Consider the following 25,572-nt stretch of genomic DNA (forward strand, 5'->3'; position numbering starts at 1 on the left):
CGGGCGTTCAGGGGACGCCCGCCCGGAGCCCTCGGCCGAGTGCCGGGACCCGGGGACGCGCCTGGTGGGGCTCGGTCAGGAGCGGGCCGGACAGCAGGCGGTGGAGGGCCAGCAGGACACCGGCCCCGCCGCTGGACAGGTCGGCGGTGAACCGCTGCGAACCCGCTCCGAGGAAGCGGACACCCCGCCGGTACGGAACGGCGTACTTGAGCAGGCCGGTCGCGGCGTGCACGGCGTCCCGGCGGGCGTCGGCCGTGCCGGTGAGCTCGGCGTGCCCGGTCAGGACCCAGGACAGTCCGGCCAGCCCCCGGTACAGTCCGGCCTCCTTCGTGGCGCGGGAGACCCGGATGCCGGCGACCAGCCTCGGCAGCGCCGCGGCGCAGCGCTCGTCCGGCGCGGTGGCCACATAACGGGTGAGTACGGCCGCCACACCGGCCGCGCCCGTGGCCAGGTACGGCATGGCACGGGTGAGCCGCGCGTCGTCCGAGAGGGACAGCGTGCCGTCGTCCAGCGGAAAGGTCCGGTCCAGTTCCTGGTGGAGCAGGACGCGGCCCGCCTCCAGGTAGCGGCCGTCGTCGGTGGCGCGGGCCAGGCGGTGCAGGAAGAGGGCGAGCCCCGAGCGCCCGTGCAGCAGACCGCGGGCGTCGTGCTCGCCGAGGGTGGCCGGCAGGTCGGAGGTGCTCAGGAGGCCGTCCCCCGCCGCCGCGGCCCGCTCCAGATGGCTGCTCTCCCCGGTCAGCCGGTGCAGGGCGAGCCAGCCCAGACCGACCCCGGCGCGCCCGCCGGCCAGCGTGCCGCAGGAGGCCGTGAGCGGGTGGTCGTCGGCGTCCCGGAGCAGGTCGACGGCCTCGTCCGGCGAGCCGAGAGCGGCCAGTACCCGGGCGATACCGGCCGAGCCGACGAGCAGGCCGGGCGGCAGCGTGTCACGCTGCGCCAGCGTGTCGCGGCGCAGCCGTTCCCGGATCTCCTCCGGCACCGCGACCCCGGCGCGGTGCAGGGCGTGCACCACCCCGGCCGTGCCGTAGGCCAGGCACAGGGTGTTGGTACGGAACGCCTCGGGCGAGGGCGGGAAGGCCCACTCCGGCCGGTCGGCGTCAGCCGTCTCCAGCAGCCCCGCGGCCACCTCCTCGGCCAGCCGGGTGAGGCAGCCGCGCGGATCGGCGTCCAGCTCGGCGGGGGAGGGCAGGCGGTCGGGACCGTCCTGGTCCCGAGCCCGCTCCTCCGGCAGGTGGAAGGCGGTGGCCCGCTCCCACAGGTCCCGCGGCGGAGCCGTGTCCGCCAGGTCGCGGCGCAGCAGCGCGAGGTTGGCGGGCGCGTGTTCGGCGATCTCGTGGAACGGCGCCAGGAAGGCGAACGCGACCGCCGACACGCCGTACCGGTCCTGCAGCAGCGGATCGGTGCGGGCCCGGAGCAGCCCGGGGGGCGGCGTGAACCCCGGGGTGCCCATCCCGGAGGGCGCCTCGTCCAGCGCCGACGCCGCCTCGAAGTCCACCAGCCGGATCCCGCCCGCCGGTGTGACCATGACATTGCCCAGGCTGAGGTCGCCGAACCGGAAACCGGCGGCGTGCACCCGCTCGACGGAGGCGTCCAGCGCGGCCAGCAGGTGCCGGCACGCCTCGTGGTACGCGGCGACGGACTCCGCCGTGCGGTCGGCGCGGGCCAGCGGCGTGGACCGGCTCAGCCAGCCCACCAGCGGCTGCCCGGCGACGTACTCGGTGACGAGGAAGTCGTGCTCCCACTCCGTGAAGTGGTCCAGCGGTTCAGGCCCCACGCCGGGGGCGGACGCGTGGAGCTCGCGCAGCACCCGGTACTCGTGCCGCAGCCGCTGCTGCGCGTCGGTCCCGTCGAAGAGCAGGCCGTTGTGGGCGCGGGCCTCCTTGACGAAGACGGCGCGGCCCGTCCGCCGGTCCCGGGCCTGGTAGGCGCCGCCGGCGTTGCTCAGGCGCACCGCGCGGGTCACCTCGTAGTCGCGGATCAGGATCGGGCCCGTGTGCGGCTCCTCCTCCCGCTCGACGAAGGGGTCCGTGATCCCCGCGGGCAGGTGCCAGGCGGGCAGCCGCGGGTCCACGACCTCGCGGCCGGAGCCGTCTCGGACCAGCCCCTCCCGGGTGCCGTCGGCGCGCAGCCGGCTGCGGGCGCCGAAGGAGCCGTAACGGTAGTGGACCGTCCGCGAGTCGCGGAAGCGCCGGTCGGTGAGGACGTACGGCCCCTCCTCCCCGTCGAGCGCGTCGCGCAGACGTTCCAGCAGCCGCCGGGCGGTCGCCGTGTCCGGGGGGTAGACGGCGCAGAACTTGCCCGACTGGGCACGGCCCGAGTGTTTGTGATGGAGGAACAGGAAGAAGAGCCTGGCGCTGAGGTGCTTGAACGGCACGCCTTCGGAGAAGCAGATCCCCGCGACCGTGTCGAGGACGTCCTGCGCCCGGTCCAGCCGCGCCGACACGTGGATCTTCCAGCCCTGCTCGGCGAGCCCGGTCCGCGGACCGCCCCAGACCGTCCAGATGCCCTGGGCGGCGCCGTTCCAGCCGGGTGGCACCCGACGGGGGGCGAAGCGCGGCCCGGGGTCGGCCACGCTGGGCAGCGGCAGGTGGTACTCCCGGTCCGCGAGCGCTTCGCCGAAGCCTTCGAGCACGGGATCTCCTCGCGGGGTGGTCGTGGTGGCGGCCGCGACGGCCGTGCCAGACGCTAGGACCGGCGGGTATGGAAACGGTTCGTCGGCGGCATGCGACCGGTATCGGGCGGGTTCGCCCTCGTCGGGACGTCTGCGCTGAGTTCGGGGCGTCTGCCGTGAGTTCGCCCTGCCCGTGCAGGAGGGGCTGTCGGCGTCCCCGCCCCCGACGTCGGCCACCGTTCCGCACGGCATCCGCGGTCCGCCCGCAGGTCCCCCGCACCACCGGCCCTCCGCCGGACGGGCAGGCCCGGGAGCCTGCCCGGCCGGCGGCCCCGGGCGGCAGCGGATGCCGGTCACGGATGCCTGGTCACCTCGCGCCGGTCACCGCACGCCGGTCACCTCGCGCCGGGCACACGATCCGGAGCCGTCGCCGGAGCCGGGGCGTACCCCGCCGGGCGGGTCGTGAACGTGCCACGGCCCTGGGTGCGGCCGCGGAGGCGGGACGCGTAGCCGAAGAGTTCGGCCAGCGGGACCGTCGCCGCCACCACCGCCGTACCGGAGCGGGTCGTCTGGTCCGTGACCCGGCCCCGGCGGGCCGCGAGGTCACCGAGAACCGTCCCCACGGACTCCGCCGGGACGGTGACCGTGACGTCGGCCACCGGCTCCAGGAGCGTCACGGCGCTCGCGCGGAGCGCCTCGCGGAGCGCGAAGCGGCCCGCCGTGCGGAACGCCATCTCCGAGGAGTCCTTCGGATGCGTGGCACCGTCCGTGAGCGTGACCCGGACCCCCGTCACCGGGTGCCCGCCGAGGGGGCCCTCCACGAGGGCGTCCCGGCAGCCGGCCTCGACCGCGCGGACGTACTCCTGGGGGACACGCCCGCCCGTCACCGTGGAGCGGAACTCGAACTCCTCGGCCGAGTCGGGCCCCAGCGGTTCGAGGTCGACGACGACGTGCGCGAACTGTCCCGCCCCGCCGTCCTGCTTCACATGGCGGTAGAGCAGGCCGGTGACACCCTTCGCCACCGTCTCCCGGTACGCGACCTGCGGACGGCCGACCGTGACATCGAGGCCCCGGTCGCTCCGCAGCCTCTCCACGACGACCTCCAGATGCAGTTCACCGAGCCCCGAGAGGACCGTCTGGCCCGTCTCCGGGTCGGAGCGCACGACCAGCGACGGATCCTCCTCCGACAGCCGGGCGAGCGCCGTCGCCAGGCGGCCGGTGTCCGTGCCGCGCCGGGCCTCCACGGCGACCGAGACCACCGGGTCGGCGGTCATCGGCGGTTCGAGGACGACCGGCGCGCCCGGCGCGCACAGCGTCGCACCGGCGCGGACCGTCTTCGGCCCGACGACGGCGACGATGTCACCGGCGCGCGCCACGTCGACCTCCGTCGCCCGGTCGGCCTGGACCCGCAGGATGCGGGCGATCCGCTCGGTGCGGCCGGTGACGGCGTCCAGCACGGTGTCCCCCTTCGTGAGCGTGCCCGCGTAGACGCGGACGTAGGTCATGCGGCCGGTGGCGGTCGCGCTCACCTTGAACGCGAGCGCGGTGAACGGCGCCTCCGGGTCCGCCGGGACCTCCCCGCGCACCGGCGGCATGTCCGACGGCGCCGGGAGGTACGCGACGACGGCGTCGAGCAGCGGCTCGACACCCCGGTTGCGGTACGCCGAGCCGCACAGGACGACCACGGCCTCGCCGCTGAGGGTGAGGTCGCGGAGCGCGTCCGCCAGCGTCCCGTCGGAGAGCGCGGAATCCGCGCAGAACTCCTCCAGGGCGCCCGGATGCAGCTCCGCCACCGTCTCCTCAAGGCGTCGCCTGCGGTGCCGGGCCTCGTCCCCGAGCCCCTCGGGGACCGGTTGCTCGGTGTACGTGTCGGCGCCCTCGGCCCACACGTACGCCCGCATCCGGACCAGGTCCACGACGCCGGTGAAGCCGTCCTCGCGCCCGATCGGAAGCTGGACGGGCAGCGGGACGGTGCCCAGGCGCGTACGGATCGACTCGACGGCGCCGTCGAGTTCCGCGCCCGCGCGGTCCAGCTTGTTGACGAACGCGATGCGCGGGACGCCGTGCCGGTCGGCCTGCCGCCACACCGTCTCGCTCTGCGGCTCGACGCCCGCGACGGCGTCGAAGACGGCGACGGCGCCGTCGAGGACGCGCAGCGAACGCTCCACCTCGTCGGAGAAGTCGACGTGCCCCGGTGTGTCGATCAGATTGATCCGGTGCCCGGCCCAGTCGCAGCTGACGGCCGCGGCGAAGATCGTGATGCCCCGGTCCCGCTCCTGCGGGTCGAAGTCGGTGACGGTCGTGCCGTCGTGGACCTCGCCGCGCTTGTGGATGGCGCCCGTCAGGTACAGGAACCGCTCGGTGACGGTGGTCTTGCCCGCGTCGACGTGGGCCAGGATGCCCAGGTTGCGGACGGCGGTGATGTCAGTGGTGATGCCAGGGGTACGCACGGTCTCGTGCCTTTCGCTGCTGCGTGGGAACAGGGCAGCGCGATTCCCGGACGACGGTCAGGGGTGCGAGGTCGTCACGGGCGGCGATGGCGGGCGCGCAGCCGCCACCGCTCGGCGGAGGAGGCGAGGATCACGTCGTACCGGGTGCGGGAGGAGGACACGGCGACGGCACGGTGACTGCGCACGGTCCTCTCCCCTCGGTCGGACGGCTCGGCGGCGCACCGACCGGTGCGCCGAGACGTGAGTGTAGGGAGACCGACGCGCCGGGCGACAGCGAATTTCGCGAGGCCGGAGAGCGGTGCACGGGTCACGTGCCGTCAGGGTGGGGGCGTGGGACGGGCGAGGGGCCCGTCCCCCCTACGCGCCCGGGTCGGCCGGCTGGAGGAGGTCCCAGCGGTTGCCGTACAGGTCCTCGAAGACGGCGACCGAGCCGTAGGGCTCGTGGCGGGGATCCTCCAGGAACGTCACTCCCGCCGACGCCATCCGGGCATGGTCGCGGGCGAAGTCCTCGGTGTGGAGGAAGAAGCCGACCCGGCCGCCCGTCTGGTTGCCGACGGCGGCCTCCTCGGTCGCGTTCTTGGCGCGGGCCAGGAGCAGACCGGCGTTGCCGAGGCCGCCGACCCCGGCCGCGCCACGCGGACGGACGACGACCCAGCGGGTGCCGTCGCCCCGGTCGGTGTCCTCGACCAGGTCGAATCCGAGGGCGTCGGTGAAGAAGGCGACGGCCTCGTCGTAGTCACGGACGACGAGGGTCACGAGTGCGATGGACGGCATGGGGCAAACGTAATACGGATGAATCTACCCGCGTCAACCGGAGCGCCCGATGTGAGAATGCCCGCCATGGAGCCGAAACAATTCGAGCGCCTCGTCACGCGCGCGCGTGCCCTGGCCGAGCCCGTCCACGGGCAGGGACACCGCCGCCTCCTCGGGCTCGCCGGAGCGCCCGGCTCCGGGAAGTCCACGCTCGCCGCGCGGCTCGTCGACCGGCTCGACGGGCTCGCCGTCCTCGTCCCCATGGACGGGTTCCACCTGGCCCAGGCCGAACTGGAACGCCTCGGCCGGGCCGACAGGAAGGGCGCGCCCGACACCTTCGACGCCGCCGGATACGCCGCGCTCCTCGCCCGGCTGCGCGCCCCCGAACCCGGCACCACCGTCTACGCCCCCGCCTTCGACCGCACCCTTGAGGAGCCGGTCGCCGGGGCGGTCCCCGTCGGCCCCGAGGTCCCGCTCGTCATCACGGAGGGCAACTACCTCCTGCACGACGAGGGCGCCTGGGCCGGAGTCCTCCCCCTCCTCGACGAGGCCTGGTACCTGCACCTGGACGACAGCGTCCGGGTGCCCCGGCTCGTCGACCGGCACGTCCGCTTCGGCAAGGACCGGACCCACGCCGAACGCTGGGTCCACGCCTCGGACGAGCCGAACGCCCACCTGGTGGCGAGGGGCCGGGACCGCGCCCACCTGGTCGTCACGATGAGCTGACCCACCGCCGGGGATCCCCGTACCGCCCACGCCCTAGGCTGCCCGTATGACGAACGATCAGGAGTGGGAGCGCCGCGTCGCCGCCCTCTGGGAGGACCCCGACGCGTACGAGCCCGCCGACTTCCGCGCCCGCGTCGCCGGACTCGCCGCCGAGCGGCCCGCCGACGACGCAGCCGCCCTCTTCGAACAGGCCGCCGCCCACGACTCCACCGGACAGCCCGAGGAAGCCGTCCGCCTCTACCTGCGGGCCCTCGACCAGGGCCTCACCGGGCTCCGCCGCCGCCGGGCCGTCATCCAGCTCGCCAGCAGCCTGCGCAACCTCGGCCGCCCCGACCGCAGCGTCGAACTCCTCACCGCCGAGCGGGCCGTCCCAGCCGATCGGCTCGACCCCGAGGAGGCCGCGCTCGCCGGAGCCGTCGACGCCTTCCTCGCCCTCGCCCTCGCCGACACCGGGCGCGACCGCGAGGCCGCCGCGCTCGCCCTCGGCGCCCTCGCCCCCCTGCTGCCCCGCTACAACCGCTCCCTCGCCCACTACGCCCGCGCCCTGCTCACCGCCCCCGACGGGTCCTGAGCGAACGAACCGTCCGGGCCGGTCACCGAGTTCACCCGGCGGCTGGGGAGCCGCCACCCGCAGTCGCTACGCTGGGCGCAACGGCGACGGAAGGCGGGCTGGCGTGGGGTGGCTGCGACGGGGACCCAGGCGGGACGGCGACGACGCACCGAGGGACCCCGAGTTCGCGTACTTCTCCCAGCGCGAGGCCGCGCTCTTCCGGAGCCGGGTCCGGGAGACCTTCGCGGAACTCGGTCTCGAGGTCACCGTCTACGCCGACCACGTCATCGACGACAAGGGGCGCCGCTTCGGCCTCGGCAACCTGGCCGCCGTCTGCCACCAGGACCGGCGCGGCCCCCGCGTCTGGCCCGGCACGATCGACCGGCACGTCAACCTGGTCGTCCGCGCCATGGACGGCCCCTCCGCGCTCGACACCCTGCCGCCCGAGCAGATCCGCTCCCAGCTCTACCCCCGGGTCGTCAGCGGCGACGGCATCGACGCGGCCGCCTTCGGCTATGCCAGGACCGTCGCCCCCGGCCTCTACGAGATCCTCGCCCTCGACCTGCCGGAGAGCGTCATGATGCTCACCGACGAGGCGCTCGAACGGCTCGGTGACCACGCCCAGCTCCGCGACCGGGCCCTGCGCAACCTGCGCGGCCTGCCCGTCGAGGAGCACGAGACCGTCCGCGACGCCGACGGCATGTGCTTCGAGATCATCCTCGGCGACTCCTTCTACACCGCGAGCCGCGTCCTCGACCTGGACGGCGTCGTCCAGCGCGTGACCGGCCTGCCGCTGGGCGAGCACGGCGCCCTCGTCGCGATGCCCTTCCGGCACCAGCTCGCCTTCCACCCCATCCGCGACACCTCGATCGTCCCGGCCCTCGGCGCGATGGCCTCCTTCGCCGCCTCCGGGTACGAGGACGTGCCCGGTGCCATCAGCCCGTACGTCTTCTGGTGGCGCGGCGGCACGCTCACCCAGCTCAGCGAGCACGACGAGGAACAGGGCGACCTGAGGATCGTCGTCGGCGACGACTTCCAGGAACTCCTGGAACGGCTCATCGCCCAGGGCCCCGACCGCCGCTGAGCGGTCGCGGCGGCCCCCCGCTCCCGGGCAGGATGCTGAACGCCGAGGACGCGCCCGGAAGACCCCCGCAGGACGACGCCGCCGAGACGAAGCCCCGTGCCGGGCGCCGGCGCCGTCGACGAGGTCGTGCCCTTCACCGCCGCCGACTACCGGGCGCGGATGACCCGCGCCGCCGAGTCCGCCCGATTGAGGACGGCGGCGGGCTCCGCTTCGACAACACGCCGCGCGAGCCGGCGATCGTCGAGTGACCGCACCCCGGCGGGTTCAGCCGTCCGTGAGGACGACCGCCGACTCGCCGGGCAGCCGCAGGGCCCCGTCGGCCGCGGGCGTCTCCACCGGCTCCCACGCCGCCAGGACCCGGTCCCGGCCGTTGGAGCCGAGCGGGATCACCGCCGGCTCCTTGCCCAGGTTGACCGCCACCCGCAGCACCCCCCGCCGGAACACCAGCCAGCGGGCCTGCTCGTCGAAGGCCACCTTCACCCCCGCCAGGTCCGGGTCCGTCAGGTCGGGCAGGGTGCGGCGCAGCGCGATGAGTTCCCGGTGCCAGGCGAGCAACCGCTTGTGCGGGTCCCGCTCGCGCTCCGTCCGGTCGAGGACCGAGCGGTCCCGGGTCGCCGGGTCCTGCGGGTCGGGAACCTCGTCCTCGTCCCAGCCGTGCTCCGCGAACTCCCGCCGCCTGCCCCGCCGTACCGCCTCCGCGAGCTCCGGATCGGTGTGGTCCGTGAAGTACTGCCAGGGCGTCGTCGCCCCCCACTCCTCGCCCATGAAGAGCATCGGCACCGAAGGTCCGGTGAGGACGAGGGTCGCCGCGCAGGCCAGCAGACCGGGGGAGAGGGAACCCGAGAGCCGGTCGCCCAGGGCGCGGTTGCCGATCTGGTCGTGGGTCTGGGCGTAGCCGAGGAAGCGGTGGGCGGGGGTGCGCTCCCGGTCCACCGGACGCCCGTGGTGGCGGCCCCGGAAGGCCGAGTACGTCCCGTCGTGGAAGAAGACGTGCGTGAGCGTCTTGGCGAGCGCCGCCATCGGGGCGCGCGCGAAGTCCGCGTAGTAACCCTGGGACTCGCCGGTCAGGGCGGTGTGCAGGGAGTGGTGGAAGTCGTCGTTCCACTGGGCGTGCAGACCGGTCCCGCCGAGCGCCCGCGGCGCGGTCGTGCGCGGGTCGGCCAGATCGGACTCGGCGATCAGGAAGTGCGTACGGCCCTGCTCCCGCGCCAGCTCGTCGACGGCCGCCGACAGTTCCTCCAGGAACGTCAGTGCCCGGGTGTCGGCGAGCGCGTGCACGGCGTCGAGCCGCAGCCCGTCGATCCGGTAGTCCCGCAGCCAGGCCAGCGCGCTGCCCTGGAAGTACGCCCGGACCTCGTCCGAACCCGGCGCGTCCAGGTTCACCGCGGCGCCCCACGGGGTGTGGTGGGTGTCCGTGAAGTACGGCCCGAAGGACGGCAGATGGTTTCCCGAGGGCCCCAGGTGGTTGTGCACCACGTCGAGGACCACGCCCATGCCGAGGCCGTGGGCCGTGTCGACGAACCGCTTCAGCGCCTCGGGGCCGCCGTACGGCTCGTGCACCGCCCACGGCGCCACCCCGTCGTAGCCCCAGCCCCGCACCCCGGGGAACGGGCACAGCGGCATCAGCTCCACATGGGTGATGCCGAGGCCCGCGAGCTCCCCGAGGCGCGCGGCGGCGCCGTCCAGGGTCCCCTCCGGGGTGAAGGTCCCCACGTGCAGCTCGTAGAGGACCGCGCCGCGCAGCCGCAGCCGCGGGGAGTCGTGCCGCCAGGTGTACGCGGAGTGGTCCACGACCGCGCTGAGCCCGTCGGGCCCGTCCGGCAGCCGGCGGGAGCGCGGGTCGGGCAGGACGGGCCCGCCGTCCACGGTGAAGCCGTACCGGTCACCGTCCCCGGCGGGTACCACGCCCGTCCACCAGCCGTCCCGCTCTGCGTCCCGGTCCAGGTCGTGGCCGGAGCCGTTCAGTTCCAGCGTCACCCGGTCACGGGCGTTCGGCGCCCACACCTCGAAGAGCACGGAAATCCCCTCGTCGACGGTCCAACCACGGTGGGCCCGCGCGTCAGCGCCTGCCCGCCGCGTCCATCCTGGCAGTCAGGACCCTTCCACGCCCGGCGCGTCCCACACGTAGTTGATCGCACGCTCGAAGGTGACATAGCCCGCGCGGGCGAAGGCCGCCGCCATCGGCACGTTCCCCAGGTCCGTCGCCGCCCTGATCCGGGGCACGCCGACGGCGGCCAGGATCCGGGTCCCCTCCGCCAGGATGTCGTCGATGTGGCCGTGACCGCGATGGGCGGGCAGCACGCCGATGTACGCGATGGTGTGGTGGTAGTTGTTCCGCGCGGGCACGACGAAGCCGACCGGCTCGCCGCTCTCCGGCAGCTGCGCCACCCGCCACCACTCACGCGGGGACGCGTACTGCGCGAACTCCTCGTCGAAGTGCAGCTCCGCCGCCTTCCGCGCCGACAGACCCGAGGCCAGATCGGCCTGCCCGTGCGCGTCGAGGGTGCCTTCGAGGACCGGCGTCATCAGCGCGACCAGGTCCTCACGGTCCCGCACCGGGCGGAACTCCAGCCGGCCCTTCGGCTCCGGTACGGGGGTGCCGGGCCGCCACTCCAGCCGGAGCCGCTCGACCAGCGGGCGGGCCCCCGAGCGCTCCAGGACCGAGAAGAGGGACTCCAGGAGGGAACGGGTCTCCGGGACGTCCCGCCAGTCCGCCGGCAGGAACCGCCCGAACTCGGGGCGCCTGACGCCCGCCGGGACCACCGCGGCCGTCGCCGTCTCCAGGAGCCGAAGACCGACCTCCGCACGTTCCCCGGCCGACAGCTCGGGGGAGAGGTCGAAGAAGTCGAGGGCCGCCGGCCGCGCGCCCGCCTTGTTCGTCCACCACGCGATCCGGCCGACGAGCCGGTCGCCGTCGAGCGCCACCCACATCCACTCGGGGACCCGGCGGCCGGCGGCGAGGTCGTCGGCGAGCTCGTGGTCGAGCGAGTAGGTGAGGCGGAGGAACAGATCGAGTTCCTCAGGTCCGGCGAGCGGACGTATGACGAGGTCGTGCGTGGTCGGAGAGGACGCGGTCACGTCGTGGTTCCCCCTGGGGAGCTGTGGTGTGGCGGGACGGCAGACCGTAGCAGCGATCCTGCTGGTCGGGTACGGGGCTTCAGGCGCCCGGCCGGGGTCCCCGGTGTCCGGGTCGCACCCGGGCACCGGGGACCCGGGCGTCCTGGTGCGACCTCGTGCGGGCCGGTCCGCGTCCGGGCCCGAGTGTCCGGAAGGGCCCCACCCGGGGGCCCTTCTGGACACTTCGGGCCCGACGGACCGACAATCACGGATGTGACGACCCCTTTCGAGCTCCCGGCGAACTCACCTCGGCTCACCGACGCCGAGCGGGACCGCGCGCTGGTGCTGCTCCGTGAGGGCGCCGCTCAGGGCCGCCTCTCGCACGACACCTTCCTCTTCCGGATGGAGCGCGCGCTCCAGGCCCGGCGGCCGGACGAACTCGACCTCCTCACCGCCGACCTGAGGAGCGAGGGCACCTGGACCCGGCGGGTGGTGGGCGCGGTCGAGCGGATGTCCGCGTTCACGGCGAAGCTCGGGCGCGCCTGGCACGCGGAGCGGCTGCCGAAGCTGCTGCTGCCGCTGCCCGGCCCGCACCCGCTGCGGATAGGCCGCGACCCGGTCAACGGACTCCGGCTCAGCCACGAGACCGCGTCCCGGCTGCACGCCGAACTGTCGCTGCAGAGCGGGATGTGGGTGCTGCGCGACCTCGGCTCGACGAACGGCACGACCGTCAACGGGCGGCGGGTCACCGGCGCGGTGGTGGTGCGGGCGGGGGACGTCGTCGGCTTCGGACAGATGTCGTTCCGGCTGTCCCACGGCTGAGCACCCGCGCGGGATCGTTCACCCGTTCGGCCCTATGTGGCGGGCGGCGCGGCGCGGGCGGTGATGGGCTGGACGGACGCGCGCCACGATCTCCCGGCCGCGGCACCCACCGCCGACCGACAGGGGCCCGCGATGAGCGACGAGCCGAAGCACGGCATACGCGACGACCGGACGGCGGCGTCGCCGAAGCCCGGCACAGGCAGTGACCGGACGGCGGCGCCGCAGCGCGGTGTACGTGACGACCGGACGGCGGCGGCGAAGTACGGCGTACGCGGTGACCGGACGGCGGCGTCGGTCGGTGACCCCTGGCGGCGGTTGCCCTCCATGGCGCCGGCGACGCCGGGGCCCTGCCGGCCGGGGGCCAGGATCGTCGCGCCGAGCCCCCTGGACCCGGGGGCCTCGAATGACCCGCACGGGATCCACCGCACCCTGCGCGAGGAGTTCCCGCTCACGTACGACCCGCTGCTGCGGGCCTGGGTGCTCTCCCGGTACGCGGACGTGGCCACCGCCCTCACCGACACCCGTTTCACGCACGGCCACCGGCCCGGAGACCCGCCGTGCGCGCGGGCCCACGTCGACGTCGACGTGGAGGCGCTGCGGTCGGTCGCCGAACGGACCGCGTACGTCCTGGCCCGCCGGGTCGCCGAGCGGCCGCAGGCGGACCTGGTCGCCGACTTCTGCCACTGGCTGCCCGCCGGAACCGTCGCCGCCGCCGTCGGCGTCCCCTACCGCGACATGATGCGACTGGTGCGGGGCCGGGCCGCCGGGGCGCTCGCGGGGGAGTGCGGTGCGCAGATCGCGGTACGGGAGAAGGCGCTCGCGTCCTTCCTCGCGAACGTCCTGGTCGACCCCGACCAGGTCGCCGCCCTGCGTGACGCCCCCGCCGGGCTCGTGGGCCGCGCCTGGACGGAGTCGCTGCGGCGCGACCCGCCGGTGCAGGTCGCCATGCGCCGCACCGGCGCGGAGGTTCCGGTCAGCGGGGGCGTCATCCCGGCCGGCGCGTCCGTCGCCCTGCTCGTGGGCTCGGCCGGTCGGGACCCGGAGCGCTTCCGCGAGCCCGAGCGCTTCGATCCGCTCCGCGACGACCCGGGCCAGCTCACGTACGGCTCCGGCTTCTGCCCGGCGGTCGTCCTCGCCGGCCTCGAAGCCGAGTACGCGCTGCGGGCGTTGTTCGTGGCGATGCCCCGGCTCCGTCTGGCCGACGGTTTCCGCCCCGTCCCCACCGGGGTCATCACCCGGGCCCCGCGCAGTCTGATCGTCCGCCCGTCCGGCTGAACCGGGCCCGGGAAGGGATCGAGCGGCTCCCCGACCGCTGCTAGGGTGACGTGCGCTCGTCAAAGGGCCATATTCAGTACCACTTTCAACGGGGATTCAAACATGAAGATGCGTCATGTCCGTGCCATCGCAGTCTTCGGCATCGCGGTCGTCGCCCTGACCGGTGCCCGGGGTTCGGGCGGCGGCAGCTGCGACAACAACAGCAGCAGCTCCAGCTCCAGTTCCAGCAGCGGCGGCAACGGCAGCGACAACGACAGCACCTCCGGCGGCACGTCCGGCGGCTCCGTGCCCGGGGGAACCGGCAGCGCCGACAAGGCCGCCCGTGACGTGACCATCGACGCGTGCACGTACGACCCGGCCACCAAGAACCTCGTCGCCCGGATCACCGTGAAGAACGACAGCGCGATCGACTACGACTACAACATCACGATGAAGTTCACCGGCGCCGCGGGCGGCAACGTCCTCCCGGCGACCGCGTTCAAGACCGGCATCGCGGTCGCGTCGGGCGCGTCCGCGAAGGCCGAGCTGACCACCCCGTACATCGGAACCGGCGACGGCTCCGAGTACACCAGGTGCGAGGTCTCGCGAGCCTCCCGCATCTGACCGTCCGCGAGCCCCGGGGGTGCCCCCGGGGCCTGGCTCCTGATTCGGTCGGCCGAACCGCGGCGGGGTGCCCCCGGGGCTCTGCTCCGGCGGCTCCTGCTTCGGCGGCCGAACCGCGGTCGCCGAGCCTCAGTCGCCACCCTGGGCAGGGCCGACCCGCGGTCGCCGACCCCTGGCAGCGGAACCGCGGCCGCCGAGCCGCGGCCGCCGAGCCGCGGCTTTCGAGCCCAGGGCCGGCCTTCAGTCGCCGAGCCGGGCCAGCAGTGCCACCGGCCGCTCCGCGAATAGCTCCGCGAGCTTGAGCTCCGTCGCCGGGCCGCCGGTGAACTCCCGTACCCCGTCCAGGACATCGGCCCAGCGCCCGTCCGGCAGGACCAGCTCCGTGTCCTGCCAGCCGCCCTCCTCCGAGAGCCGCAGCGAGAGGCGCGTGACGGCGGTGACCACCTCTCCGGAGCGGGCGAAGGCGAGACAGTGCGCGGCGGCCGGGCCCTCGGCCGTCAGCGGCGTGTACGTCCCCGTGGCGCCGAAGGCCTCCGGGCGCTCGCGGCGCAGCCGCAGGGCCGCGCGGACCAGGGCCGTACGGTCGTCGTCCGGCCCGACGGCGAACGGGGCCCGGTTGTCCGGGTCGACCAGGGCCCGGTACTCCCGCTCCGTGTTCTGGTAGAGCTCCGGCACCCCCGGCATCGTCAGCTGCGCCAGGAGCACGCCGAGCGCGTGCGCCCGGATGTGCGGCTCCAGGGCGAAGGCCGCCTCCGAGGCGCTCCGGAGCGGGATGCGGCCGGGGCCCGCCGCCGCGAAGTCGGCCACCGCCCGCTCGTACTCCGTGTCGGGCTCGGTCCAGCTGGTCCGCAGCCCCGCCTCCCGTACGGACTTGAGGATCGCGGGACCGAGCCGCTCCGCGTCCGGGATCCCGAACCCGAAGGCGGTCTGCCAGGCCGTCCAGGCCACGTGCGCGTCGGGCGCGGGCACCCCCGCCACCTCCGCGAGCAGCTCCGCCCACACCTGGGGGCACTGGGCGAGGACCGCGATCGCCGCCCGGACGTCCGCACTGCGCTTGGTGTCGTGCGTGGACAGCACGGTGCCGGTGCCGGGCCAGTCCCGGGCGATCCGGAGGCAGTACGCGTGGAACTCCTCCGTCGACACGGCGGGCCTGCCCGCGTCCCCGCCCACCTCGTTCGCCGACAGCAGCGGGGTGTACCGGTAGAAGGCCGTGTCCTCGACCGACTTGGCCCGCAGGGCCGAGGAGGTCTGGGCGAACCGGGCCCGGAACGCCCGGTGGTCGGGGCCCTCGCCGAGCGTGCCGAGCGCGAGAGCGCGGACGACGTCGACGGCCGCGGCCTCCTCCGGCACCGCGAACGCGGCCTTCGCACCGCGCGCCGCCTCCGGGGTCAGCACGTCCTCGTCGCCGGTCCGGTACGCGCGGTAGACGGGGACCCGGACGAGCAGCTCACGGATCGCGGTGCGCAGCGCCCAGGGCGCGTGGTCCCGCAGCGCCGGGTCGGCGGCGCAGATCCGCTCCGCGAGCCGGGTGAGGACGGCGGTCTCGGCGGCCAGGTCGTGCCCCACCACCTCGTACGCGGCCCGCCGCTCGGTCGCCTCCCAGAGACCGCCTCTGTCTGCGGCCTTGCCGACGAACTCCCGGTACACGTCCGTCAGTTCCGCGGCGCCCAGTGGGTCGGTGAACACCCCGTCGAGATGGCGCAGGGCGTCGTAACCGGTGGTTCCGGCCACCGGCCAGTCCGTGGGCAGCGTCTCCGGCCCCGTGAGGATCTTCTCGACCACCGTCCAGCAGCGCCCGCCGGTGGCCGCCGCCAGGTCCTCCAGGTAGCCCTGCGGGTCGGCGAGCCCGTCGGGGTGGTCGATGCGCAGCCCCTCCACGACTCCGTCCCCGACCAGCTCGACGATCTTCGCGTGGGTCGCGGCGAACACCTCGGGGTCCTCCACCCGAACCCCGATGAGCTCCGAGATGGTGAAGAACCGGCGGTAGTTGAGCTCGGTGCGGGCGAGGCGCCACCAGCCGAGCCGGTACCACTGGGCGTCGAGCAGCTCGTCGAGCGGCAGCCCCTCCGTGCCGGGCCGCAGCGGGAACTCCTGGCCGTCCAGGTGCAGCGCCCCGCCGGAGACCCGCAGCCGGTCCTTCACCTCGGGCAGCCGCGCGGGCAGCACCGGAAGGAGCAGCCGGCCGTCCCCCGCCGACCGGTCGATGTCGAACCAGCGGGCGTACGGCGAGTCGGGGCCGTCGCGGAGCACCTCGCGCAGCGGCCGGTTGTGCCGCGGGGAGGCCGCCATGTGGTTGGGCACGAGGTCGACGACGATTCCGAGCCCGTGCGCCCGCGCGGTCGCGGCGAGGGCCCGCAGCCCGGCCTCCCCGCCCAGCTCGGTCCGTACGGATCCGTGGTCGGTGACGTCGTACCCGTGGGTGGAGCCCGGGACGGCCTCCAGGACGGGGGAGAGGTGGAGGTGCGAGACCCCGAGGCCCGCGAGGTGGGGCACGGCCCGCTCGGCGGCGGCGAACGGGAACTCCGGCTGGAGCTGGAGGCGGTAGGTCGCGGTGGGGAGGGCGGGAAGGGCCGGGAGGGAGGTCATGCGAACGTACGTACCCCGCGCGGGAGCTTCTGTGTCATCGCCCGATGCACCCGTTCGTGTGCATCGCGTTACGTTCGGTTGATGCTCCGGATGTATCGCGACACCCTGTCGCTGCTCGGTCCCGCCCTGCCGGTCGTCTCCTTCCTCGGCCGTCTGCCCACCGCCATGTGCCAGCTCGGCAGCCTGCTCCTGGTCGCGGAGACGAGCGGATCCCTCGCCACGGCCGGCCTCACGGGCGGCGCGCTGGCCGCGGGACAGACCGTCGCGGGGCCCGTCATCGGCCGGCTCACCGACCGGCGCGGCCAGCGCGGAGTCGTCCTCGCCGCCTCCCTCGCCAACGCGGTCGCCGTCACCGCCCTCGTCCTCGCCGCGCTCGGCCACGCCCCGACCGGCCCGCTGATGGTCCTCGGCGCGCTCGCCGGAGCCACCGTCCCCCAGGTCGGGCCGCTCGCGAGGACCCGCTCGGTGGCCCTCGCGCGCCGCTCGGGGGCGGACGACCGGACCGTCGGCACCGTCCTCTCCTTCGAGGGCACCCTCGACGAGGTGTCCTTCGTCCTCGGCCCGGCGCTCGTGGGCCTCGCCGCCGCCCTGGCCCACCCCGCCGCCGCCCTTCTGCTCGCGGCGCTGCTGCTCGCCGTCTGCGGGACGGCCTTCGCCCTCCATCCGACGGCGAGGGCCACCGCGCCCGACGTTTCGACTTCCACCCGATCGGGCGCCGCCGAACGGACGAGGCTGCCCGGATCGGCGTACGCGCTGCGCGCCACGATGGTCCTCCAGGGCGCCATGTTCGGCGCCTCGCAGGCCGGGATCACCGCACTCACACAAGAGCTCGGCGCCCCCGCCCAGGCCGGTCTGGTCTACGCGGCGATGGGGGTGATGAGCGCCGCCGTCGGCCTCTCGATGGCGGCCGTGCCCGACCGGATCGGGCTCACGACCCGCTGGCGCGCCGCGACCGCGGGGCTCGTCGTCCTCTCCGTACCGCTGTTGTCCGCCGGTTCCCTCGGCGCGCTGTACGCGGTCGTGGTCGTCCTCGGCGCCGCGTACGCCCCGCATCTCATCACGGTCTTCGGCCTCACCGAGCGGACCGTCCCCGCCGTCCGGCTCGCCGAGTCCATGGCCTTCCTGACCAGCGGGATCGTGGGCGGTCAGGCCCTCGCCCTCGCCGTGTCCGGCCGGCTCGCCGAAAGCCACGGCGCCCCCGCCGCCTTCGCGGTGGCGGTGGGGGCGGCCGCGGCCTGCGCGGTGCTGTCCTGGTCGGTCCGGGTGGCGGCTCCCGTACGGGGGCTCAGGCCGGCCGTCGCAGAACGGTCAGGCTGAGCGGCGCGAGGGTCACCCGCTCCCCGGCCGCCAGCTCCGGGCCCTCCTGCGGCGGCATGCCCTCCGGGTCGGAGGTGTCCACCACCGTGCGCCAGCAGGCGCCGTGGCTGTCCGGCACCGCGAACTCCAACTCCTTCGACGAGGCGTTGAACATCAGCAGGAAGGAGTCGTCGGCGATCCGCTCGCCCTGGGTGCCCGGCTCCGAGATGGCGTTGCCGTTGAGGAAGACGGTCAGCGCCTGGGCGTGCGCCGCCTGCCAGTCGCGGGACTTCATCTCCTCCCCCTCGGGCGTGAACCAGGCGATGTCCGTCAGCTCGTCGTGGGTGCCCTCCACCGGCCGCCCGTGGAAGAAGCGGCGGCGTCGGAAGACCGGATGGTCCCGGCGCAGCCGCACCATCGCCCGGGTGAAGCGGAGCAGGGTGGTCTCCGCCTCGCTGTCCGCCTTGGGCCAGCGCACCCAGGACACCTCGTTGTCCTGGCAGTACGCGTTGTTGTTGCCGCCCTGCGTCCGCCCGAACTCGTCGCCGTGGCTGAGCATGGGCACGCCCTGCGACAGCATCAGGGTGGCGATGAAGTTGCGCGTCTGGCGGGCGCGCAGCTCGGCGATCCCGACGTCCTCGGTGTCGCCCTCGGCACCGCAGTTCCACGAGCGGTTGTGGTTCTCGCCGTCCTGGTTGTCCTCGCCGTTCGCCTCGTTGTGCTTCTCGTTGTACGAGACGAGGTCCCGCAGCGTGAAGCCGTCGTGGCAGGTGACGAAGTTGACCGAGGCGAGCGGCCGCCGGCCGTCGTCCTGGTAGAGGTCGGAGGAGCCGGTGAGCCGGGAGGCGAACTCGGCGAGGGTGCGCGGTTCGCCCCGCCACAGATCCCGCACGCAGTCCCGGTACATGCCGTTCCACTCGGTCCACAGCGGCGGGAAGTTGCCGACCTGGTAGCCGCCCTCGCCGACGTCCCACGGCTCGGCGATCAGCTTCACCTGGCTGACCACCGGGTCCTGCTGCACCAGGTCGAAGAACGAGGACAGCCGGTCCACCTCGTGGAACTGGCGGGCCAGGGTGGCCGCCAGGTCGAAGCGGAAGCCGTCCACGTGCATCTCGGTCACCCAGTACCGCAGGCTGTCCATGATCATCTGAAGCACGTGCGGGGACCGCATGAGCAGCGAGTTCCCGGTGCCGGTGGTGTCCATGTAGTACCGGGGGTCGTCGGCGAGCCGGTAGTACGAGGGGTTGTCCAGGCCCCGGAAGGACAGCGTCGGCCCCAGGTGGTTGCCCTCGGCGGTGTGGTTGTAGACCACGTCGAGGATGACCTCGATGCCCGCCTGGTGCAGTGCCCGGACCGCCGACTTGAACTCCAGGACCTGCTGGCCCCGGTCACCCCAGGAGGCGTAGGCGTTGTGCGGGGCGAAGAAGCCGATCGTGTTGTAGCCCCAGTAGTTGGAGAGCCCCGAGTCCACGAGCCGGTGGTCGTTCACGAACTGGTGCACGGGCATCAGTTCGAGCGCGGTCACCCCCAGCTCCTTCAGGTGCCCGATCACCGACGGGTGCGCCAGGCCCGCGTACGTCCCGCGCAGCTCCTCCGGAAGGTCCGGATGGAGCATCGTCAGGCCCTTCACATGGGCCTCGTAGATCACCGTGTGGTGGTACTCGGTACGCGGCCGCCGGTCGTCGCCCCAGTCGAAGTACGGGTTGACGACGACCGAGGTCATCGTGTGCGGCCCCGAGTCCAGGTCGTTGCGCGCGTCCGGCCGCCCGAAGGGATAGCCGTACACCGCCTCGCCCCACTCGATCTGCCCCGACACCGCGCGCGCGTACGGGTCGAGGAGCAGCTTCGCCGCGTTGCACCGCAGCCCGCTCTCCGGGGCGTACGGGCCGTGCACCCGGAACCCGTACCGCTGGCCGGGCATCACGCCCGGCAGGTACGCGTGCCGGACGAACGCGTCGGACTCGCGCAGTTCCACCGCCGTCTCCGAGCCGTCGTCATGAAGGAGACACAGCTCGATCCTGTGGGCGGTCTCCGAGAAGACCGCGAAGTTGGTTCCCGCTCCGTCATAGGTGGCGCCCAGGGGGTACGCCTGTCCCGGCCAGACCTGCATGGATACGACTATTCCTCTTCTGTCCGGGTTTGTGGAGATGCTCTTCGGCCAGATCCTGCCCGAAAGTCGGGCAACCTCCTAGGACTTCGCCCCGTCCTACCGGGTGACCGCAGACCTAGAGGGGGAAAGAGGGGGAAGTGTGTACGAAATAGCGCGTCGCCACCTGGGGAAGGTGGTGGCCGGAGCGGCCATGGCGGTGACGGGGACCGCCGTCGCGGTCGCGATCAGCCTGCCGGGCCCGGCGGGGGCGAACGGGGCCGCGGGGCCCGCCGGCACGGCGGGATCCGCCGCCGCGTCGACAGGGGGCGGCTCGGCCGGGACGGCCGGCTCTTCCGGCACGGCCGGCACGCAGGGCGGCGACGGATCGCAGACCACGGGCACCGCGCCCGCGCCGGCGACCGTGGTGCCCCCGGCGGCCGAGGGGAAGAAGGGCGTGGGCGGCGACCCGCTCACCGACGACGAACTCGTCCGGGCCGAGAGCCTGGCGCTGACCCCGCCCGGCGCCACCGCCCAGCAGGACGTCGACGGCGGCAAGGGGCCGCAGCACCTGGGCACCGACCTCGCCGACCCGCAGCCGGGGGACGCGGCACGCCGCGCGGAGGTCCGCTTCTACGACTACGCGCGCGACGAGCTCATCACCCGGACCGTCAACCTCGACACCGGCAAGGTCGAGAGGTCCGGCGCCCAGCGCGGGGTCCAGCCCTCAGCCCATCCCGAAGAGCTGCGCGAGGCCCTGGAGCTGATCCTCGCCGGCCCGCTCGGCAAGGGCGTCAAGGAGGACTACAAGGACGCCACCGGCAAGGAGCTCACCTCCACCACGCAGCTGTGGTTCAACGGCGACCTCTACCGCACCTACCGCGAGGCGAACGTGCCCGCGCAGCTCGCCCGCTGCGGGGAGCACCGCTGCGTCCGGCTCGTCACCAAGGTCCTCAACGGGGCCTGGATCGACACCCGGAACCTGATCGTCGACCTCTCCGCGAGGACCGTCACCCGCGTCGGCTGACCACCGCCGCCCCGGTCCCCGCCCGCCCGATCACCGTACGAGGGAGTACGTCCGCATGTTCCGCGCGACCACCCGTCGAAACCCACGCACGCGCAGGCGTGCCGCCGTCCTGACCGCGGCAGCCCTGCTCGGCACCGCCACGGCCGCCGCCGGCCCCGTCGGCGGGGCCACCGCCGCCCCCACTCCGCCACGCCCGCCCGCCCCGACCCGCCCGGCGCCCCCGCTCCCGGTCGACTGCTCCGCCGCGTACCGCATCACCCAGCAGCTCGAAGGCGGCGCGACCTGGCGCATGTGCTGGCGCTACGACACCGACGCCGGGCTGACGCTCGACAAGATCACCTACCAGCCGCCCGGCGCCAGGACCCCCGTGAGGGTCCTCACCAGCGCCCGGCTCGCCCAGATCCACGTGCCCTACGACGACGGCGCCGCCGAGTACGACGACCTCACCGGCGCGGGCTTCGGCTGGGGCCTGCAGAACCTCAAGCCGGCCGAGTGCCCCGGCGGCACCCTCACCACCGTCAAGGTGCCCGAGGTCGGCCAGGTCAAGGGCCTGTGCACCACCACGCGCGCGCGTGGCCACGCGTACCGCATGGCCAGCGACAACGGGGCCAAGGTCTGGCAGGCCCAGTCCAAGGACCTGCTCGTCTACACCGTCAACAAGGTCGGCTGGTACGAGTACATCACCGAGTGGCGGTTCTCCGCCGACGGCACCGTCGGCGCCAACGTCGGAGCCACGGGCAGCCTCTCGCCCGTCGACTACAACGCCACCGACGGCCGCGGCTGGCCCATCGGCAAGGGCGCCCGCGCCTACGCCACCAGCCACGCCCACAACGTCTTCTGGAAGCTCGACTTCGGGCTCGACGGCTCCACCAAGGACCGGATCGAGCAGTTCGACTCCACCGTCACCGCACCCGTGGGCGGCGGCGGGCCGACCGTGAAGACCAAGCGCACCGCCGTCACCAAGGAGCTGGCCGGCGACGCGAAGAACATGCGGTGGTGGCGGGTGGTCAGCGGCACCGGCAAGAACGCCGACGGCCACGCCCGCTCCTACGAGATCGTGCCCGGCCACACCGACACCCACGCGGGGCGCGGCTTCACCAAGCACGACGTGTACTTCACGCAGGCGCGTGCCTGCGAGCAGTTCGCGAGCAACAACATCGGCAACTGCGCGCCGGGCGCCGGTGACAGCGTGGACAAGTGGGTCAACGGCGAGACGTTGACCAAGCCTTCCGTGTGGGTCAACATCGGGTTCCACCACATCGCCCGGGACGAGGACCAGCAGCCGATGCCGGTCCACTGGCAGGGTTTCCAGCTCGCGCCCAGGGACGTAACCGCTATGAATCCGCTCACTCCGGCCGATCTCGCCTCCCAGAACGGACAGCCCGATCTGGGGAGTTGAGCGGGCAGCCTGACGATCCTGCTGCACCGCCTCCCGCTCCCGGAGTACCCTTCCTTGATCGTTGTCGGACCGGTCGACACGGGCGTCCAGGAGCAGAAGGCGGTGCGCGGGTGAGCTCGGGAGGTCGTGAGCTGCCCCCAGGTGACGCGGGTCACGAGGGGGCCCCGGCCGACCCCGCCGAGGCGCCGCCCGGCACGGTCGCGCCGCCGGGTGCCGTGCCGCCCGGGACGGTCACCGTCGCCCGGCCGGTGGAGATCGGGGCGGAGATCGACTGGGACGCCGAGGCCTGGAGCGAGGTGCGCACCCGCGCCCAGCGCGCCGGGCGGGCCTACATCTGGCTGAATCTCGTCGAACAGCGGCTCCGTGCCGTCGTCGCCGCCGTCCTGCGGCCCGTGTACGAACCGGTGCACGGGGAGGAGTGGGTGGTGGCGGCGGCCGGTCCCGCGGGGCAGGAGTGGGTGCAGCGGGCCGTCGCCGTGCGCGAGGTCTCGCGGCGCAAGGGCTACCTCCTGGACCCGGCCGACGACAACGTGCTGAGCTTCCTCACCCTGCCGCAGCTGCGGGAGCTGATGGTCCAGCACTGGCCCTGCTTCGAGCCCTACTTCGACGACCGGCGCGAGGTGGAGCTCGCCCTCGACGAGCTGGAGGTCACGCGCAACGTGGTCTCCCGCAACCGGGCCCTCTCGCTGACCGTGCTCGCCCAGTCCGAGCGGGCCTCCGCCCGCATCCTGGAGATCCTCGGCAGCGGCGCCGGGGTGCCGTCCGCCGACCGGCTGCCCGTGGACGCGGTCGAGGACCTCGTCGGGGACCGGTACGCGGACGTGGTCTCCGTCCACCCCGACCGGGTGCGGCTCCAGCGGCAGCTGCCGGCCGAGGACCTCTTCGGCGGGGCCCGCCGCCTCGACGCGACCGGCATAGGTCTCAATCTGCTCGTGCAGAACTTCTCCGGCCGCCGCATGGTCCGGCTCGCCGAGTCCGGCTGCCGGACCCGGCTCCTCTTCCTCAACCCGGCGAGCAGCGCGGTCAAGCGGCGTGAGCGGGAACTCGGCCTCAGGAAGGGCGAGCTGAGCCGCTCCGTCGAGATGAACATCCTGCACATGCGCCGGGTCCGCTCCAAGCTCCGCGACCCGGGCGCCTTCCAGATCCACGTCTTCGACGAGACCCCCCGCTTCACCGCCTACCTGGTGGACGGCGACGGCCCGGACGGGGTCGGCGTCGTGCAGTCCTACCTCCGCCGGGCCCGGGGCATGGAGGCGCCGGTCCTCGTGCTGCGCGGCGGCGGGCGGAACGTGGTGCGCCACGGGCAAGGCCTCCGTGACGGCGATCACGGACTTTTCGAGACGTACCGGGAGGAGTTCGAGTCCATCTGGCTCGACTCACGGCCCGTCTCCTGACGCCCCGACGGGGGACCCCGGGGCGTTGTCAGTGGTGCGTGCGAGGGTGGTCAGCACCACGGGGGAGATCACGTAAGGAGGACCCGATGGCTTGGCACGGCGAGACGCTGGTCGGCTTCGACCTGGAGACGACCGGCACCGAACCGCTTGAGGCCCGTATCGTGACGGCCTCGATCGTCGAGGTCGACGGCGGGGGACACATCACGCGGCGGCGGGACTGGCTCGCCGACCCGGGGATCCGCATCCCGGAGCAGGCCTCCGCGATCCACGGCATCAGCACCGAGCGCGCCGCCGCGGAAGGCAGGCCGGTGCGCGAGGTGGCCGACGAGATCGCGAAGGCCCTCGCCGAGTACTGGGAGGACGGCGTCCCCGTCGTCGCGTACAACGCCTCGTTCGACCTGACGCTCCTCTCCGCGGAGCTGCGCCGCCACGGACTGCCCTCGCTGAGCGAGCGCCTGGGCGGCGTCGGCATCGGGCCCGTCATCGACCCGTACACCATCGACCGGGCCGTCGACCGCTACCGGCGCGGCAAGAGGACCCTGGAAGCCGTCTGCGGGGAGTACGGCGTGGTGCTCGAAGCCGCCCACCAGGCCGCCGCCGACGCGCTCGCCGCCGTCCGGGTCGCCGTCGCGATAGCCGAGCGGCACCGCGAGGTCGCCGAACTCGACCCGGCCCAACTGCACGAGCGGCAGATCGGCTGGTACCGCCTCTGGGCGGAGAACTTCCAGGAGTTCCTGCGCCGCAAGGGCGACCCGGACGCGGTCGTCGACCCGGTCTGGCCCGTGCGCCACGCGGTCACGGCGACCGTCTGACAGCGCCTCGGGCCACCGCCTCAGGGAGCAGTCGCCGGTGGACCGGACGGAGCACCAGGTCAGAACGGGTACCAGCGCACCTCGGGGTCGCCGTCCCGCAGCGAGGCCACCCGCCGCTCGAACTCGGCGAGCGCCTTCGGGTTCGTCGGCGCGTGCTGCGCCACCCACGCGCAGCTCGCCGTCTCCCGCGCCCCCCGCAGTACCGCGCACCCCTCCCACTCCCGGACGTCCCAGCCGTACGCCTGCGTGAACGCCTCGTACGCCGCCGGATCGAGGCCGTACCGGTCCCGGGACAGAGCGAGCACCACGAGATCGTGCTCGCGCAGGTCGCAGGAGAAGGTCTCCAGGTCCATCAGGACCGGGCCGTCCGGGCCGACGAGCACGTTCCGGGGGAGGGCGTCACCGTGGATCGGCCCCGGCGACAGGTGCGGGGTCAGGGCCGCGGCCGCCGGCGCGAAGGCGTCCCGCCGCTCCCGCAGGAAGGCCGCGTCCGCCGGGTCGATCGCGTCCCCCGCGAGCCGCAGCCACCGCTCCACCCCGCCGAGCAGCTCGCGGCGCGGCAGTGTGAGGCCCGCCGGCTCCGGCAGGGCGTGGACCGCCCGCAGCAGCGGCGCCAGATCACGGGGCTCCGCGGGCCGCACCGGCTCGGGCAGCCGATGCCAGAAGGTCACCGGGTGCCCGTCGACGAGGAGCGGCTTCTCCTCGGCGGCCCGGACCGCGGGGATCCCCGCCCCGGCGAGCCAGCCGGCGAGCGCCACCTCCCGCTCGGCCCGCTCGAACACCTCCGCGTCGCGGCCCACCTTCACGGCCAGCGCGCCCACGGCGAAGACCGCGTTCTCACCGAGGGCCAGCAGCCGCGCCTCCGCCACCGGCAGCCCCGCCACGGCCAGGATCTCCCGCGCCCGCGCCTCGTCCATCGACCTCTCCCTCACCTGTGGGTTTGCGCCAAAGTCTCGCACCCGCCCAGCTCACCGCGCAGGTCGCCTTGACGCCCCCACGGGCCGTCAGGACCATGGCGGGATTCCCACGGCCGCGACGGGGTAA

19 protein-coding genes are annotated in these 25,572 nt (G+C 74.1%); 11 read left to right on the forward strand and 8 right to left on the reverse strand.

What is annotated here, in order from left to right; translation table 11 throughout:
- Positions 1-7 precede the first annotated feature (7 nt).
- The 3 genes from lanKC to ACFWV2_RS02695 form a co-directional block, all read right to left on the reverse strand.
- On the reverse strand, positions 8-2,629 hold the full coding sequence (lanKC, locus tag ACFWV2_RS02685) for a class III lanthionine synthetase LanKC (protein WP_384400591.1): 2,622 nt from the start codon (positions 2,627-2,629) through the stop codon (positions 8-10).
- A 374-nt stretch (positions 2,630-3,003) separates the two neighbouring features.
- Positions 3,004-5,058, reverse strand: a complete 2,055-nt coding sequence (gene fusA / locus ACFWV2_RS02690; RefSeq protein WP_384400594.1) for an elongation factor G — start codon at positions 5,056-5,058, stop codon at positions 3,004-3,006.
- Positions 5,059-5,415: 357 nt separating this feature from the next.
- The gene (locus ACFWV2_RS02695; protein ID WP_384400597.1) at positions 5,416-5,832 is read right to left on the reverse strand and encodes a VOC family protein; all 417 of its coding nucleotides are present in this window, start codon (positions 5,830-5,832) and stop codon (positions 5,416-5,418) included.
- 66 nt (positions 5,833-5,898) lie between these two features.
- Between ACFWV2_RS02695 and ACFWV2_RS02700 the strand changes: the two genes are divergently transcribed.
- From ACFWV2_RS02700 to ACFWV2_RS02710, 3 genes are all read left to right on the forward strand, one after another.
- Positions 5,899-6,537, forward strand: coding sequence for a nucleoside/nucleotide kinase family protein (locus ACFWV2_RS02700; protein WP_384400599.1), 639 nt, complete (start codon positions 5,899-5,901; stop codon positions 6,535-6,537).
- Positions 6,538-6,583: 46 nt separating this feature from the next.
- On the forward strand, positions 6,584-7,108 hold the full coding sequence (locus tag ACFWV2_RS02705; RefSeq protein WP_384400602.1) for a tetratricopeptide repeat protein: 525 nt from the start codon (positions 6,584-6,586) through the stop codon (positions 7,106-7,108).
- 103 nt (positions 7,109-7,211) lie between these two features.
- Positions 7,212-8,171 carry a hypothetical protein gene (locus tag ACFWV2_RS02710; protein ID WP_384400605.1) on the forward strand — a complete coding sequence of 320 codons (960 nt, stop codon included), beginning with the start codon at positions 7,212-7,214 and terminating at the stop codon, positions 8,169-8,171.
- A 264-nt stretch (positions 8,172-8,435) separates the two neighbouring features.
- On the opposite strand, the gene treZ is transcribed toward ACFWV2_RS02710, so the two are convergent.
- Together treZ and ACFWV2_RS02720 are read right to left on the reverse strand one after the other, a co-directional pair.
- On the reverse strand, positions 8,436-10,187 hold the full coding sequence (gene treZ, locus ACFWV2_RS02715) for a malto-oligosyltrehalose trehalohydrolase (protein ID WP_384400608.1): 1,752 nt from the start codon (positions 10,185-10,187) through the stop codon (positions 8,436-8,438).
- 75 nt (positions 10,188-10,262) lie between these two features.
- Complete coding sequence (locus ACFWV2_RS02720; protein WP_384400611.1) at positions 10,263-11,249, reverse strand: GNAT family N-acetyltransferase; 987 nt, start codon at positions 11,247-11,249, stop codon at positions 10,263-10,265.
- Positions 11,250-11,501: 252 nt separating this feature from the next.
- Here ACFWV2_RS02720 and ACFWV2_RS02725 point away from each other — a divergent pair, with 252 nt between their 5' ends.
- The 3 genes from ACFWV2_RS02725 (at position 11,502) to ACFWV2_RS02735 (ending at position 13,928) form a co-directional block, all read left to right on the forward strand.
- Positions 11,502-12,050, forward strand: coding sequence for a DUF1707 and FHA domain-containing protein (locus ACFWV2_RS02725; RefSeq protein ID WP_360789686.1), 549 nt, complete (start codon positions 11,502-11,504; stop codon positions 12,048-12,050).
- A 324-nt stretch (positions 12,051-12,374) separates the two neighbouring features.
- Positions 12,375-13,325, forward strand: coding sequence for a cytochrome P450 (locus ACFWV2_RS02730; RefSeq protein WP_384401441.1), 951 nt, complete (start codon positions 12,375-12,377; stop codon positions 13,323-13,325).
- 102 nt (positions 13,326-13,427) lie between these two features.
- Positions 13,428-13,928, forward strand: a complete 501-nt coding sequence (locus ACFWV2_RS02735) for a hypothetical protein (RefSeq protein WP_384400615.1) — start codon at positions 13,428-13,430, stop codon at positions 13,926-13,928.
- Between the two features lie 240 nt (positions 13,929-14,168).
- On the opposite strand, the gene treY is transcribed toward ACFWV2_RS02735, so the two are convergent.
- On the reverse strand, positions 14,169-16,514 hold the full coding sequence (gene treY, locus ACFWV2_RS02740; protein ID WP_384400618.1) for a malto-oligosyltrehalose synthase: 2,346 nt from the start codon (positions 16,512-16,514) through the stop codon (positions 14,169-14,171).
- A gap of 90 nt (positions 16,515-16,604) precedes the next feature.
- Here treY and ACFWV2_RS02745 point away from each other — a divergent pair, with 90 nt between their 5' ends.
- The gene (locus tag ACFWV2_RS02745) at positions 16,605-17,831 is read left to right on the forward strand and encodes an MFS transporter (protein WP_384401444.1); all 1,227 of its coding nucleotides are present in this window, start codon (positions 16,605-16,607) and stop codon (positions 17,829-17,831) included.
- Here the strand turns inward: ACFWV2_RS02745 and glgX are convergent.
- Positions 17,800-19,920 carry a glycogen debranching protein GlgX gene (glgX, locus tag ACFWV2_RS02750; RefSeq protein WP_384400621.1) on the reverse strand — a complete coding sequence of 707 codons (2,121 nt, stop codon included), beginning with the start codon at positions 19,918-19,920 and terminating at the stop codon, positions 17,800-17,802. The two genes, ACFWV2_RS02745 and glgX, sit on opposite strands and share 32 nt — an antisense overlap.
- 139 nt (positions 19,921-20,059) lie before the next feature.
- On the opposite strand from glgX, the gene ACFWV2_RS02755 reads away from it, so the two are divergent.
- The 4 genes from ACFWV2_RS02755 to ACFWV2_RS02770 all read left to right on the forward strand — a co-directional run bounded on the left by ACFWV2_RS02755 (position 20,060) and on the right by ACFWV2_RS02770 (position 24,528).
- Complete coding sequence (locus ACFWV2_RS02755) at positions 20,060-20,923, forward strand: Tat pathway signal sequence domain protein (RefSeq protein ID WP_384400624.1); 864 nt, start codon at positions 20,060-20,062, stop codon at positions 20,921-20,923.
- 55 nt (positions 20,924-20,978) lie between these two features.
- On the forward strand, positions 20,979-22,322 hold the full coding sequence (locus ACFWV2_RS02760) for a copper amine oxidase (RefSeq protein ID WP_384400627.1): 1,344 nt from the start codon (positions 20,979-20,981) through the stop codon (positions 22,320-22,322).
- Positions 22,323-22,432: 110 nt separating this feature from the next.
- A complete protein-coding gene (locus ACFWV2_RS02765) occupies positions 22,433-23,716 on the forward strand; it encodes an SAV2148 family HEPN domain-containing protein (RefSeq protein ID WP_384400629.1) in 1,284 nt (427 codons plus the stop codon).
- Between the two features lie 86 nt (positions 23,717-23,802).
- On the forward strand, positions 23,803-24,528 hold the full coding sequence (locus ACFWV2_RS02770) for a 3'-5' exonuclease (RefSeq protein WP_384400632.1): 726 nt from the start codon (positions 23,803-23,805) through the stop codon (positions 24,526-24,528).
- A gap of 59 nt (positions 24,529-24,587) precedes the next feature.
- Here the strand turns inward: ACFWV2_RS02770 and ACFWV2_RS02775 are convergent, their stop codons facing one another.
- Positions 24,588-25,445: a phosphotransferase enzyme family protein gene (locus ACFWV2_RS02775; protein WP_384400635.1), complete on the reverse strand. Its 858-nt coding sequence runs from the start codon at positions 25,443-25,445 to the stop codon at positions 24,588-24,590.
- Positions 25,446-25,572: the final 127 nt, after the last annotated feature.

It is taken from the genome of Streptomyces sp. NPDC058671 (genome assembly GCF_042716475.1).
GTDB lineage: Bacteria > Actinomycetota > Actinomycetes > Streptomycetales > Streptomycetaceae > Streptomyces.